The 14,599-nt window shown below is 63.2% G+C and carries 10 protein-coding genes; 4 read left to right on the top strand and 6 right to left on the bottom strand.

Going from position 1 to position 14,599, the window contains the following annotated elements; all coding sequences use genetic code 11:
• Window positions 1-20 precede the first annotated feature (20 nt).
• Both AACH73_RS11805 and AACH73_RS11800 read left to right on the top strand, forming a co-directional pair.
• Complete coding sequence (locus AACH73_RS11805; RefSeq protein ID WP_272742288.1) at window positions 21-971, top strand: MJ0042-type zinc finger domain-containing protein; 951 nt, start codon at window positions 21-23, stop codon at window positions 969-971.
• A gap of 16 nt (window positions 972-987) precedes the next feature.
• A complete protein-coding gene (locus AACH73_RS11800) occupies window positions 988-1,497 on the top strand; it encodes a phosphoribosyltransferase family protein (RefSeq protein WP_272742289.1) in 510 nt (169 codons plus the stop codon).
• Between the two features lie 91 nt (window positions 1,498-1,588).
• Here AACH73_RS11800 and AACH73_RS11795 read toward each other — a convergent pair whose 3' ends face one another.
• From AACH73_RS11795 to AACH73_RS11780, 4 genes are all read right to left on the bottom strand, one after another.
• Window positions 1,589-2,566 carry an alpha/beta hydrolase gene (locus tag AACH73_RS11795; protein ID WP_272742290.1) on the bottom strand — a complete coding sequence of 326 codons (978 nt, stop codon included), beginning with the start codon at window positions 2,564-2,566 and terminating at the stop codon, window positions 1,589-1,591.
• A gap of 194 nt (window positions 2,567-2,760) precedes the next feature.
• Window positions 2,761-5,877, bottom strand: a complete 3,117-nt coding sequence (locus tag AACH73_RS11790) for an efflux RND transporter permease subunit (protein WP_272742291.1) — start codon at window positions 5,875-5,877, stop codon at window positions 2,761-2,763.
• Between the two features lie 247 nt (window positions 5,878-6,124).
• On the bottom strand, window positions 6,125-8,914 hold the full coding sequence (locus AACH73_RS11785) for an EAL domain-containing protein (RefSeq protein WP_338736034.1): 2,790 nt from the start codon (window positions 8,912-8,914) through the stop codon (window positions 6,125-6,127).
• Between the two features lie 211 nt (window positions 8,915-9,125).
• Window positions 9,126-9,725, bottom strand: a complete 600-nt coding sequence (locus AACH73_RS11780) for a TetR/AcrR family transcriptional regulator (RefSeq protein ID WP_272742293.1) — start codon at window positions 9,723-9,725, stop codon at window positions 9,126-9,128.
• 155 nt (window positions 9,726-9,880) lie between these two features.
• On the opposite strand from AACH73_RS11780, the gene AACH73_RS11775 reads away from it, so the two are divergent.
• Together AACH73_RS11775 and AACH73_RS11770 are read left to right on the top strand one after the other, a co-directional pair.
• A complete protein-coding gene (locus tag AACH73_RS11775) occupies window positions 9,881-11,554 on the top strand; it encodes an EAL domain-containing protein (protein WP_272742294.1) in 1,674 nt (557 codons plus the stop codon).
• 226 nt (window positions 11,555-11,780) lie between these two features.
• Entirely contained in the window at window positions 11,781-12,524 is a 744-nt protein-coding gene (locus AACH73_RS11770; protein ID WP_272742295.1) for a YciC family protein, read from the top strand.
• Between the two features lie 28 nt (window positions 12,525-12,552).
• On the opposite strand, the gene AACH73_RS11765 is transcribed toward AACH73_RS11770, so the two are convergent.
• A complete protein-coding gene (locus tag AACH73_RS11765; protein WP_272742296.1) occupies window positions 12,553-13,476 on the bottom strand; it encodes an RDD family protein in 924 nt (307 codons plus the stop codon).
• Complete coding sequence (locus AACH73_RS11760; protein ID WP_272742297.1) at window positions 13,463-14,494, bottom strand: stage II sporulation protein M; 1,032 nt, start codon at window positions 14,492-14,494, stop codon at window positions 13,463-13,465. The genes AACH73_RS11765 and AACH73_RS11760 overlap by 14 nt, the downstream gene beginning before the upstream one ends.
• Between the last annotated feature and the right edge of the window lie 105 nt (window positions 14,495-14,599).

Below are 14,599 nucleotides of genomic sequence, written 5' to 3'. Positions count from 1 at the left end.
TATGTAGTGATTCGTCCGGCATGCTTCTGACCTGTCCCAAATGCGCGCTCAGTTACGCGATTGATGAGGCTCAACTGGGGCCTCAGGGCCGCACCGTGCGCTGCGCGTCGTGCAAGACGACCTGGCACGCGGAAAAGCCTGAAGAGCCAATCGAGCTGCCGATCGAAAAGGCCGTGGAGAAGCCTGCCACCGGGCTGAAGGAAGTCAAGGCGAAGAAGATTCCGTCGCTGTACCGCGACATGATCGAAAGCCAGAAGCGGCATAAGGCCCTGATGGCGCAGGGCGTCATCTGGGGGGCGCTGGCGGCCACCTTCATCGTCATGCTGGGCACGGCCTTCCTGCTGCGCGTCGATCTGGTGCGCGCCTTTCCGCGTCTGGGCGGTGCCTATGCGGCGGTGGGGATACCGGTCAATGCCGCCGGTCTGGACGTGCTGGACTCGAAGCTCGAAAACACGCTGCGCGGCGGGCGTTTCGTGGCCACGGTGACGCTGAAGGTCAAAAACATCCGCGATGAGGCCAATCCGGTGCCGCCGGTGCGCGTCGATCTGATGGACAAGGACTCGCATCCGCTCGATACGACCCTCATCCCGCCTCTCGGCCTGACCCTGGAGGCCAATGAAACGCGCATCCTGACCTTTGACATTCCCGATCCGGCCAACCGCGTCAAGAATATCAAGCTGGCCTTCGACATGCAGGCGGCCAAGGATCTGGCGCGCGTGCGTCCCTCCCTGATGAACGGGACCGGCGGCGGGCACGGCGAAGCGGCGCAGGGGGCCGAAGGTCACGACGCCGCCGCACCGGCTCCGGAAGGCGGCCACGACGCGGCCGCGGCCGAGGCCGGACATGACGACGCCGCGCCCGCGGCGGAAAACGCGCATGGAGACGCGACAACCGCGACTGACCATGCTACGGAAAAGCCAGCCGAGCTGCGGCCCGCGCACGGCGCGCCCTCTGCCGACGCTCATCACTAGCTTTTACCGAGTTTACATGACCTACGACATTCTCCTGAGCGAGGCGGATATCGCCGCGCGCATTGATTCTATGGCCAGGGAGATGGCCCCTCGCCTGACCGAAGACACGGTCGGCGTCTGCCTTCTGACCGGTGGCATCTGGTTCGCCGCCGACCTGACGCGCGCTCTGGCCCGCCACGGTCTGGGTATCGGTTTCGATTCGATGTGGTTGTCCTCCTATGGCGACGGTCGCCAGAGCGGCGAGATGATCCTGCGCGCCGATCTGCAACGCCCGGTCACAGGCAAGCAGGTGCTGATCATGGACGATGTGCTGGATACGGGCGCATCGCTGAAATTTGCCCGCGACCATCTGCTGCGCGCCGGAGCTACCGAGGTGCTGACCGCCGTCATGGCCTCAAAGCCCGTCGAGCGCCAGATCGAAGCCGATTATGTCGGCTGGGAAGCGCCCAAGCGCTATCTGGTCGGCTATGGTCTGGACGATGGCGGGCGTCTGCGCGGCCTGCCCTTTATCGGCGCACTGGATTGATTTACAGGCGGACATACAGTCAAAAAAGGCTACCCGGCGCACGACCGGGTAGCCTTTGGCTTTTAAGGGCGCCCTGTTTGGACGCGGGCGGTTATTTACGCTTGCTGAGATAGCCGTGCATGGTCATCCAGCGCACGAAGGCATCGAACCAGCCGGTGCTGGTGGTGTCCTTCTGATACATGCCGAAGCCGTGGCCGCCCTGCTCATAATAGTGGAACTCGACCGGACGCTTGGCCTTTTGCCAGCTTTGCACCAGACCGAAGTCGCCGTGGGCGAACAGCGGATCATCCGCGGCCAGAGCGATAAACAGCGGGGGGGCGTCAGCCGGAACGTTTACCGCCGCCAGCGGGCCGTAAATGTCACCGATAAAGGCCGGCTTGGCATCTTCACCGGCCAGAGTGGTCGCCATGGTCAGCATGGCCCCGGCGGAAAAGCCCACCATGCCGATACGGTCGGCGTCGATATGCCATTCCTTGGAGCGCGAACGCACCAGCGCAAAAGCGGCCCGGGCATCGGCGATCTGCGGGGCGATGCGCATCATCGGATTTTCGGCACCCCCTGCGCCTGGTGCCGGTGGGGGCGGTGCCGGACGGGCGGCGCCCGCGAACATCTCGCGCATCGAGGCTTCGAAGCCGGCCATGTCCTGCGGCGTCTGGTTGAGGCGGTATTTCAGCACGAAGGCTGCCACACCCCGGTCGGCCAGTGCTTTGGCCACGTCCCAGCCCTCGTTCTGCATGGACAGGGTGCGGAAACCGCCGCCCGGGGCGACGATCACAGCGGCCCCTGTGGCCTTTTCCGGCGACGGCAGGAAGGGGGTCAGGGTTGCCACGGTGACGTTACGGGCGAACACGCTGCCGTACTGGCTGTGCCACGACTCCGTCGCCGTCGCGCCGGGCAGCGGCCCGGTATTCAGTACAATGGCGTCAGGCTGCGCCGGAATGGCGATCGGCACCATCTTGTCATTCTGGGCCAGCGCCGGAAGGGCGGTTGTGGCCACGGCCAGAAGCGCCAGGCCAAGGGTCTTCGACAGGTCACGTTTTGCCTGCCGGAAAGAGCCGGTCAAGTTCATGGTTTTGTTTCCTCTCACTGTGCGTTTGGCGAATCCCGCTCTGCGGCGGGGTTTCGAACGGGTGTGGCTTTTGCCGCTTATCGTTGTGATAACGCTAACATGACCTGCGCACCGTCGCCACTGTTTTTTACGCTCCGGACACAACAACGCCCCCCGCCGGGTTCGGCAGGGGGCGCACCGGTTCGCAGGCCGGCTCAGGCCTTTTTGACTTCGTTACGGTATTTGCGGTTGAACAGCTTTTGCACCAGCACGAAGAACAGCGGGATGTAGAAGATGGCCAGCAGGGTCGCCGACAGAACCCCGCCGATCAGGCCCGTACCAATGGCGTGCTGCGCCCCCGACCCGGCCCCATTGGCCAGAGCCAGCGGCAGGACGCCGAAGGTGAAGGCGAACGAGGTCATCAGGATAGGCCTCAGACGGATACGCGAGGCTTCAAGCGTGGCGTCGATCAGACCCATGCCGCGTTCCTGAAGCGTGCGGGCGTACTCGACGATCAGGATGGCGTTCTTGCACGACAGGCCAATGGTGGTGAGCAACCCGACCTGAAAGAAGATGTCGTTGTCGAGGCCGCGCGCCCACGTCGCCACCAGCGCCCCCAGAACCGCCAGAGGCAGGACCAGAATGACCGAGAACGGAATGGTCCAGCTTTCGTAGAGAGCGGCCAGCAGCAGGAAGACGACCAGCACCGAAAGCGCATAGAGCGCCGGGGCCTGCGCCCCGGACTCGCGTTCCTGCAAGGACAGGCCGGTCCACTCGATCGCCGTGCCCTGGGGCAGGCCGGTGGCCAGATCCTCGACCGCGGCCATGGCATCGCCCGACGACACACCGTCCGCCGCCGCGCCCTGCACGCCCGTCGAGGGCGAGCCATTATAGCGTTCCAGCGTCGGAGCCCCGGCCTGCCAGCGGGTCGCGCCAAAGGCCGAGAACGGCACCATGGCCCCGTCCCTGTTACGCACATACCAGCGGTTCAGGTCTTCCGGACGCATCCGGTAGGGGGTATCGGCCTGCACATAGACCCGCTTGACGCGCCCGCGATCAATGAAGTCGTTAACATAGGATCCGCCCCAGGCGGCGGCCAGCATGGCGTTGATGTCCGACACGCTGACGCCCATCGCCCCGGCGGCGGTTTTATTGATGTCGATCTTGAGCTGCGGCGTGTAGTCCTGTCCGCCCGAACGCACCGAGCCCAGACGCGGGTCCTTTTCGGCCCGGCGGATAAAGTCGTTGCGCGCCGACAACAGCGCCTCCGGCCCGACGCCGCCGACATCCTTAATCACAAAAGAGAAGCCCGACGCATCCCCCAGAGAACGCACCACCGGCGGCTGGGTGGGAATGATGCGGGCATTGCGGTATTCAGGCTTGGCAAATTCCTTGCGCGCGCGTTCGATCACCGCCGGCACGCGCAGGTCGCTGCCCTTGCGCTCCTCAAACGGCTTCATGCGGATATTGACCTGCCCCTGATTCTGCCCGTTGGAGCCAACGCGCGCAAAGACGTAGCGCGCCGTCGGGTCTTTTTGCAGATAGGCTTCGACCTTCGCTACCACGCTGTCCGTCGTCTTGCGCGTCGTGCCGACGGGCAACTGGATGATGGTCTGCATGAAGCCCTGATCTTCATCCGGCAGGAAGGAGGTCGGCAGGACGCGGAACATCATGCCGCAGGCCACCACCACCGCCGCATAGACGAACAGATAGCGCAGCGGCTTGCGGATAATGCCGCCCACCGAGCCCATATAGCCGTGGCTGGCGCGGGTAAAACTCGTGTTGAACCAGCCGAAAAAGCCCTTCTTCTGGGCGTGCTTCTGATGATCGACCGGCTTGAGGATGGTGGCGCAAAGCGGCGGCGTCAGCACTAGGGCCACAAACACCGACAGGGCCATGGCCGACACGATGGTGATCGAGAACTGGCGATAGATGATGCCTTGCGTGCCGCCGAAGAAGGCCATGGGCACAAACATGGCCGACAAGACCAGACCGATGCCGATGAGCGCCCCGGTGATCTCGTCCATGGATTTGCGCGTCGCGGCCTTCGGATCGAGTCCCTCTTCGTGCATCACGCGCTCGACGTTTTCGACGACAACGATGGCGTCATCGACCAGCAAACCGATGGCCAGCACCAGACCGAACATGGTCAGAAGGTTGATCGAATAGCCAAAGGCCGCCAGAATCCCCAGCGTCCCCAGAAGCACGACCGGCACCGCGATGGTCGGGATCAGCGTGGCGCGCCAGTTTTGCAGGAACAGGTACATGACGATAAAGACCAGCACGATGGCCTCAATCAGGGTCTTCACCACCTCCTTGATCGACAGCTTGATAAAGTCGGTCGAGTCGTTGGGGATGGCGTAGGCGATATTCTTGGGGAAGGTCTTGGACAGCTTTTCCATCTCGGCCTTGACCAGCTCGGCGGTCTTCAGCGCATTGGCCCCGGTGGCGAGGCTGATGGCGATGCCGGTCGCAGGCTGACCGTTGATGCGGCTGATCGAGTCGTAGCTCTGCTGCCCCAGTTCGACGCGCGCCACATCGCGCAGATAGACGGTGGCGCCGGACGTATCGCTCTTGACGATGATGTTTTTGAACTCATCCGCCGTCGTCAGGCGCGACTGCGAGGTGATGGTGGCGTTCAGCGCGATATCGTCGGTCGTCGGCTGCGCCGCCAGTTGTCCGGCCGACACCTGTGCATTCTGGGCGCGGATGGCCGTCACCACATCGGCGGGCGTCAGATTGTACCCGACCAGCTTTTCAGGGTTGAGCCAGATCCGCATGGCATAGCCGGAGCCAAAGACATTGCTTTCGCCCACCCCGTCCACGCGGGCCAGCGTGTCCTGCACATTGGATACCAGATAGTCACCCAGGTCGGCATTGGTCAGAGACCCATCGGTCGAGTAGAGCGAAATGACCAGCAGGATGTTGTTGGACGCCTTGTTGACGCGCACGCCCTGCGCCTGCACGTCCTGCGGCAGGCGGTTGATGACGGCCTGTACCTGATTTTGCACCTGCACCTGAGCGGTGTCGATATTGGTCCCCGCTTCGAACACGAGGGTGACATTGGCCGAACCGCTGTCTGAGGACGAGGCCGTGATATATTTCAGCCGATCAAGCCCGGTCATGCCCTGTTCGATGATCTGAGTCACCGAATCTTCGACCGTCTTGGCCGACGCCCCCGGATAGGAGGCATTGACCCGCACCTGCGGCAGGGCGATGTCCGGGTACTGCTCTACCGGCAGGGTACGGATCGAAAGCAGGCCAGCCAGCATGATGACAATGGCCACCACCCAGGCAAAGATGGGACGGTCGATAAAGAAGCGGGACAGCATGAAAACCCTTGGTCAGGCGACGTCTCTGGTCAGGTGTCTTGGCCCACATCCGTGCCCGTGACAAGCCTTGATCGGCTCGCAGAAAAAAAGCCGCAAGGGCCAGAGGCGGCGCGCTTGCGGCCAGAACAGGATGTGCACCACTAGCTGTTACGGTAGGCGCTTACAAATCCGTCGCCCGTTCCAACATCCGGTTTCAAAATTTATAATCCGGCCGGGTCCGCTCAGCCTCTTCGATCGTGGCTACAGATCACGCCGTCAGGCGCTCCGGGGCGGTTTCCGCCAGAACCTGGGCGGCCGGACGCCCGAAATAATAGCCCTGCGCCTCGTCACAACCCTCGCTGCGCAACAGTTCAAGCTGTGTGAGGGTTTCCACGCCTTCGGCCAGCACCGGCACCTCAAGACTGCGCCCCAGCGCCAGAATGGCGCGGATGATGGCGCGCGCCTGCGGGCTCTGTTCGGCCTCCATCAGGAAGGAGCGGTCAATCTTGATCTTGTCGAAGGGGAAGGCGTTGAGCGTATCGAGCGACGAATAGCCCGTACCGAAGTCGTCAATGGCGATGGTGACGCCGAAGCCCTTGATCTGACGCAGGATATGCAGGGCGCGCGCCTTATCGCCGATGATGGTCGATTCGGTGATTTCCAGTTCCAGACGCCGCGGCGACAGGCCGGTTTCGATCAGTATGGACTGCACCAGCCCGACCAGATCGGGATGGGTCAACTGCACAGGGGACAGGTTGACGGCCACCTTGGCCCCATCGGCCCAGGTGGCGGCCTCGGCACAGGCGGTGCGCAGGACCCACTCACCGATGTCGAGAATGGCCCCGCACTCCTCGGCCACAGGGATGAAGTCGGCAGGGCTGACGAAGCCCCGCTGCGGATGCTGCCAGCGCAGCAGGGCCTCATAGCCCGTAATGGCCTGCGACGTGACCGACCGCTGCACCTGATAGTGGACGCGCAGCTCGTCACGGGCGATGGCCTGCCACAGGTCCTTGGCCAGCGCGCGGCGGTCGCGGGCAGCCTCGTCCATACGCGCTTCGTAATAACAGACGGCCTCATGGCCGTTTATGCGCGGCTGCGCCTTGGCCCGGTACAGGGCCAGATCGGCATTGTTCATCAAAGGCTCACGCCCGTCGGCATCGTCGGGATAGACGGCCACGCCCATCGACCCGCCGGGAGAGACCTCAAACCCGTCAAGGTCGATAGGGTCGTGCAAGGCCGCGTCCAGACGGCTGACAAAATCGCTGAGTTCGCGCGCTTCCGCGAACGCCTTGACGCAGGCAAATTCGTCGCCGCCGATGCGCGCCACAAACTCGGTGTCGCCACACAGGCGTTGCAGGCGCTCAGCAATGACTTTCAGGACCTGATCGCCAGCGGCGTGGCCGCGCACATCGTTGATTTCCTTGAATCGGTCCAGGTCGATGGCGACCGCCGCCACCTTCTGCCCCATACGCGCCGCGCGTTCCAGCTCCCGGTCGGCGTGCTGGTTGAAGTGCTCGCGGTTCGGCAGCCCCGTCAGGCCGTCGTGGCGCGCCATGTGCGCGATGCGGTCTTCGTCGCGGCGACGCGCCGTTATGTCGTCGATGGTCGTCACCCAGCCGCCTTCCGGCAGAGGCCGGTAGGTCACCGACAGGACCGTCCCATTAGGGGTTTCAGAGACAAGCGTCCCGCCTTCAGGCTGGGCAATCAGCGCCATATGCGTCTGATAGCGCGCCTCGATCTGCGCGTCGGTCGCCCCCGCGCGGCGCAGAATATTGCCCAGCACCTCGCGGAAAGGCGTGCCCGGACGCGCCATGTTCGGGTCATTGCCGAACATGCTGTAAACGCGCGGATTGGCGAAGACGAGGCGATGATCGGCGTCGTACAGGCTGAGGCCCTGCGACATATGCGACAGGGCGGTGTCGAAATTGTGCGTGGTGCGCCTCAGCTTATCGCGCTCGGCCCGGCGCTGGGTGATGTCGCGGGTGACCTTGGCAAAACCGATCAGCGTGCCGTCGCTCTCGAACATCGGCGTCAGGACCACATGCGCCAGGAAGGTCGTGCCATCCTTGCGCACCCGCTGCCCCTCCTCTTCGTAGCGGCCCTGCGTCAGCGCTTCCTGAAGGATGGCCTGAGGCTTACCCGCCTGACGGTCGGCTTCGGGGAAAAAGAAAGCGAAGGACTGCCCCACAATTTCCGATGCCTCATAGCCCTTGAAACGCTGCGCCCCGGCGTTCCAGTTGCTAACGCGCCCTTGCGGGTCGAGCATGTAGATGGCGTAGTCGCGCACGGAGTCGATCAGGATACGCATGTGGCGCTCATTGGCGGCGACAACGGCCTCGAAGCGCTGACGCTGCCTCAGGCTCATGATACACAGGCCCATGACCGCAATGGCCACTACGGCGACGGTGATCGACATACTGCCCGGATCAAGCATCAGCCCGCCCGTGCCGATGCGCGGATCGGGCACCACATCGACCGCGCCCATGCCGACGAAGTGGTGCGCCACAATGCCCAGCACCATCAGGCCCGTGGCGCCGCTTTGCGCATAGCGGTAACGGCTGGTCGCCAGCCACAGGGCGGCGGCCTCAAACACCATGCCGAGCAGAACGGAGACCGCGACCAGCTCCGTGTGCCAGCCGATATGAGCCGGAGCGATGAGCGCCGACATGCCGGTGTAGTGCATACCCGCCACGCCCAGACCCAGCAGGGCCCCGCCCACGCCGCGCCAAATGGCTTTCGTTTCGGAAACGGCCAGCGCAATCCCCGAACCGGTGATGGTGACGGCGATCAGCAGGGACAGGAAGGTCTTGAAAAGATCATAGCCGGTGGCCACACCGGCGCTATAGGCCAGCATGGCGATAAAGTGTGTCGCCCAGATGCCGAACCCGGCGGCCAGCCCGGCGGTGGCGACCCAGCGCCAGCGTTCCGCCCCGGACTGGTCCTGCGCCCGGCGGGCCAGTCGGAGCGCGGTAAAAGAGGCCGAAACGCAGACAATCGCTGCCAGCACGACCAGCGCCCAGTCGTGCTGATCCCGTAAACAGGCTATCACTCTCAGCATGGTCCGTGTCCCACAGCGTACGTTTTGCACACCTTCTCAAAAGCCTTGCCACGGAAGGCTTTTCGATTGTGTTAACAGCGATGGGCGGCAGAGGGCGGGTCCGGAGCGGGAGGGTTTTAGCCATCCCGCTCTCGTTTTTATCTGGCTGTGGTGTTTGGTCGAAAACCGCTCACTCTTTTGGCTTCGCGGACCTTCGTTTCGACGTATCGTTTCAGGTTCCCGGCAGGGTTTTGCTCAGAAGGCGCTTGAGCTGGATCTGCTGGAGGCTGCGCTCGGCATTGGCGCGGGCCCAGCGCGCCGCCTGAGCCGGTGTTTCGCGCAGGGCACCGATCATGGCCCCCTCATAGAGCAGCAGCCACTCGTGCGACAGGGTTTCGGCCATATCGGCGTAGCCGGCTTCGGTCAGCAAGGCGTCGAACCATTCGCGCAACTGACGCCGGGCGGCGGCCACGACATCGGCAATGGCCGGCTTGGCCGTTCCGAATTCGACCGTGGCGGTGATCAGCAGGTCGCCGCGCATCGTCGCTTCGGACACGTCCGGCAAGGCATCGAACAGGGACAGGGGGCGCGATTTGACCTCCACCGCCTCCACCGCGATCTTCAGGGCGGCAAAATGCGAGATATGGCCGCGTTCGAGACAGGCGAGGATCAGATCGTCCTTGGACGGGAAGTGACGGTAAAAACTGGCCTTGGCCACCGCCGACTCGGCGATGATGCGGTCAATACCCGTGGCGCGAAAGCCCTGGGTGATAAACAAAGGCAAGGCCGTCTGAAGAATACGATCCCTGACGCCTGTTTTGGTTCCGGCCATATCCAACGCTCCTTGTGAAGGCTGTAGATTCTGACAGACAAGTCTGTACTGTCAACGTGCGCCAAGCGTTTTGCAGAGGCTTTATTAAGTATTTTCTGCTTAGGTGACGAGGCTATCATCGGTGGGTATGCACCGGCACAAGGACTTTTGGCTGCATGCCCGACCGCGACGACTATAAAAACCAGCGCGACCGTTACATCGCCTTTTCTCTGGCGGCGGCCGATCTTCTGGTTGAGGTCGATTCCAGCGGAAAAATCGCCCGCACGGTCGGGGCCACCAATGCCCTTCTGGCCGAAGACGCGCAAAGCGTCAAAGGTCAGGCGATTGATTCCCTTTTCCCGCCTGCCGACCGGTTTCTGGTCACCCGCCTTCTGGCCCGGGCGCGCGAAATCGGCCGCATAGACCCGGCGACGGTGCGCCTAAAACCCGATGGCCGCAAGCCGATCCACGTCAATCTGGGGGCCTGCTATCTGCCCGATCGCGGCCGAACCTATGTGACGGTGACCGTGCTGTCGGAGCCACTGGTCAAGGCGCTGCCGGAACGCGACGATATTTCGGGCCTGCTCGACCTGTGCGAATTTCAGCACATGGCCTCGCGTTCGATCAAGCCGGGCGATGCCGGTTCAGGCGCGGCCATGTTGCAGGAGATGCAACTGATCCGCCTCAACGGCCTCAGCGATGCCATGGGCGAGATGCCGCAATCGCGCTCGGAACAGCTCATGGGCGAAATCGGTGCCCTGCTGCGCGCCTCCTCCGGGCCGACCGGTGCGGCGGCCCGACTGGGGGACGATGAGTTCGGCCTGATGTCCGGTCAGGGGCCCGATTCGGTCAGCGAAGCGCAGCTCATGGGCGACATTCAGCAGGTGCTGAACAATGCCGGGGTCAAGAAGGACCGCGTCTCGTCCAGCATCGTCACCCTGTCGCTCGACACCACCCACCTCAGCGAAGACAGCGTGGCCAAGGCGCTCTCCTACGTCGTGGACAAGTTTACCAAGACGGCGACCGTAGAGGCGCGCGACCTGCAAAACAGCCTGAACGCCGCCATCAGCGCCGCCGTGGATCAGTATGCCCGCGTCAAGGCCGTACTGGCCGCCGGTCAGTTCACCCTGCATTATCAGCCGGTCGTGGACATCGCCACGCGCGAGGTGCAGCATTACGAGGCCCTGCTGCGCTTCAACGGCGGCATGGACTCCTACGACACGGTGCGGTTTTCCGAGCAGGTGGGTCTGGCGGTCGAATTCGATCTGGCCGTCTGCGACAAGGCGATCACCGCCCTCAAGCAATATGCCGGCGAGTCGATCGCGGTGAACCTGTCCGGCCTGTCGGTTCAGAACGCCCAGTTCCGCGACCGCCTCAGCGCGCGTCTGAAGGCCGAGCCGTCGCTGAAAAACCGTCTGATGTTCGAGCTGACCGAATCGCACATGGTCGAAGATGTGGAGGACGCCGCGCGCTTCCTCGCCGATCTGCGCCGTCGCGGCTACAGGATCTGTCTGGACGATTTCGGGTCGGGGGCCGCCGCCTATAACTATCTGCGCCGCTTCGACGTGGACTATATCAAGATCGACGGGCCGTTCCTGAAGACCGCCCTCACCCAGCCGCGTCAGCGCGCCCTGATCCATTCGCTGAGCGTCCTGTGCCATGAACTGAAGTGTCAGTGCATCGGCGAAATGATCGAGAGCGAAGACATGGTGCGTCTGGCGCGCGATCTCGGCATCACCCACGGTCAGGGCTGGCTGTTCGGTAAGCCCGCCGCGCAAATCCCGCCGCGTGCCAATGCCATCTCCCACACCCTGGCGCGCCGCAAGGGGGCGAAGGAGACCTGGGGCTGATCTGCGCGCGGCTTGTCAGGACCGGACGCACGGGCTAGTGTCCTGAATCTGAAATTCGCATGCGCTTGATATCGCTCTCTGGCGAATTTCAGATTCAACAGGACACTAGCAAATTATTGTATCTAGTATCGTTTTTGAATTTGAAGTTCGCCCGGCTCTCGATATCAGAATGAACCGAACTTCAAATTCACGATACTAGGCTCGCCAGCCTGTCCGGGGGGTGACGATGTTTTCAGCTATTTTCAACCGCAGTTTCGAGCTTCTGGGCCGTCACTTCGTGCTGGTCTTCGGCACGGCCTTTTTCATTATGGGCCTGCCGTCGGTACTTGGGGCTCTGTACCTCTACAATCTGACGGGCCAGACGACGGACAGCCTGTTCGAATCCCTGTTCACTCAGGGCTGGCCGACGGCCCTCTATGCGGTGCTGAGCGTCGCGCTTTACCTCATCAACTATTCGGTCATCACGGAGATTGCGGTGACCGGCATTGCCCGCACGCAGTGGCGACTGGGTGAAGCCCTGCGGCGCAGTCTGGTGAATATTGTTCCCCTGATGATCCTGTTTGTTTTGTGCGGCCTGATGATCGGGCTCGGATTCCTCCTGCTGATCGTTCCGGGCATTATACTGATGCTGGCGCTGTCGGTGGCCTGCACCGCCTATATTGCCGAAGGCAAGACCGGCATTTTCGAGGCCATACAGCGTAGCTTCGACCTGACGCGCGGGCATCGCTGGTCGCTGCTGGGGGTGTATCTGTGCCTCGGCCTGCTGCAATGGGTCGTGGGCGCCATTGCCGAGGCCCCGCTGATTTTTGTGGGTGAGGGCCTGCCCCAGCCCCTGCTCATCGGAGCGTCCACCCTGATCAGCACGATGAGCGACGCCTTTTCGCTGGTGTTCAGCGTCGCCGCCTATGTCTGCCTGCGTCAGGCCAGGGAAGGCCAGCCTGCCGACAGCGCCGCCGATGTGTTCAACTGAAACGGCTTTGCCCAGAATCAGAGCGGATCTAGTCGTCAAACTTGTCCTTGCGGCGGCGGCCCATCAGCATCCGCCCTTCAAGCTGAGCGCGCAGCGCGGCGTAATAGGCCCGCAGGAAGGCTTCGTCCGACGGCACCTCACTGGCGATCTTCGGCTCGACCCAGCCGATGCGCGTCTTGATGCGGTCGGCGACGGCGCGCAGGGTGGGCGGACGCTTCTCACGCAGGACCTCTTCGAGCACAACCAGCTCTTTTTCACCATAAACACTGATCTGTTCGGGGCTGAAGATCAGCCCCGGCGAGCCCACCGGGGCCTGTTCGGCCAGATCGAAGCTCAGGCGTTCGCGCGGCACATGGACGACGCGGGTCCCGGCCAGGAAATCGCCCAGCCGCGCCCGTGAGCTGTTGAACAGCGGCAACAGGGCGAGGGTCAGGGCCCAGATCAGCGCGACCAGAGACAGCCAGCCGCCATTGACGCTGGCCTGAAGCGCCAGGGTCAATGGCAGATACAGCTCCACCTCGCGCAGGGCGTTGCGGGTAATGACGGCGGACGGCGTCAGGTGGCCGCCATCGTGCGAAATGACGCGGATCTTCATGATGCGCTTGCCCGGCGTGGCGGCGCGCGGCCCCAATTCGAACAGCGTGAAATAGCCCGAACGCAGGAAGAAGCCGATCAGCACAAACAGGATAAGCAAAGCCTGAACAAACGGATGATCCATGTTCACGTTGTCGAACTTCACATGTTCGAACGGCAGAAGGATATAGAGGATCACCAGCAGGACCGGCACCAGAACGATGATCAGAAAGTCGATCAGCAGCGCCGCCAGACGCGAGGCGAAAGAAGCGGTGCGAAACGACAGGACCACGCCTTCGGGCGTCGTCACCGGCGTCACCGGCCCGTTCAGCGACGGCAGGGTCACTGCCCCACCCTTCATCAGGTCAGGTCTGGCCATGCGTCACCTTCTGCGGACGGACCTTGTGCGCACGCCCAACGGCCAGGAAATAAAACAGCCACAGCGCAGCCATCCCGCCGCCAAAGGCAAACCGCGCCCACATCTCGGTTACCGTCTGACGCGCCACCCCTTCGATAAAGCCGGCAATGACCAGCATCAGCATGGCCCCCAGCATGGCCGTCCCGGCCAGTCGCCCGGCGTCGGACAGGGCCGCCTTACGCGTCAGGTGGCCGGGGAACATGATGCGCCGCGCCAGATGAAAGCCCGCCGCCGCGCCGATGACGACCGCCGTCAGCTCCGTCGTGCCGTGGATCGACAACCAGGCGACAAAATCCGGCCCTAGCCCTTTGGAGGCAAACAGCCACACCATCGCTCCGACCGACATGCCGAAGACAATCATCAGGAAGGCCGTCGGCAGGCCGCCGATAACCCCCAGCGCAAAGGCCGACAGCGTGACCTGTGTGTTGTGGCTCATCAGAAAGACCGAAAAAGCCGCCAGAGGTTCGCCGTTGTCCGTTCCGCCAATGGTCTTGCGCAGGTCATCAACGCTGGCGTTCAGGTCTCGCCCTTGCGACATGCCGCCGACCAGCGGGTCGTACCAGCTCGGATCGGCCATGCACATCAGTATGCCGCCCACAATCCCCAGCGCCAGACAAAGGAAAGACAGGGCCAGTTCCCCCCACAGGGCGCGCACCGAGCGCGGCAGGTCGCGCAGGAAGAAGTCGCGCACCATCACGCCGGGCCGGGCGTGCGGGCCGTACATATAGACGTAGGCGCGCGCGCACAGGGCCTGAAGGAAGGTAATCAGGTTGTGATCCAGCGAAATCGACTGTGCCATCGACAGCGAGGACACGGTCGAACGGTACAGCACCGGGAGTTCGAGCAATTCCTCGGTGGTGAATTTGCGCAAACCGCCGTTTTCGGCGCGGTCGATCTGTTTGGCCAGCGCCTTCCAGTCCTTTTCACGCGCTTCGCGGAACTTCTGGCTCTTGAGTTGCAGAGGGGGCTGATCAGACATGGGCACAATCTCTATTATACCTCCCCAGCTTGCCGGGGCGGAGGACCGCACGAGCCCGCCTGCTGGCGAGATGTGGTGGTGGGGGCTCTGGCTTAACGGCACGGG

The sequence above is a fragment of the Asticcacaulis sp. DW145 genome (assembly GCF_037101385.1).
Classification (GTDB): domain Bacteria; phylum Pseudomonadota; class Alphaproteobacteria; order Caulobacterales; family Caulobacteraceae; genus Asticcacaulis; species Asticcacaulis currens.
This window is presented reverse-complemented; position numbering and strand designations above follow the sequence as displayed.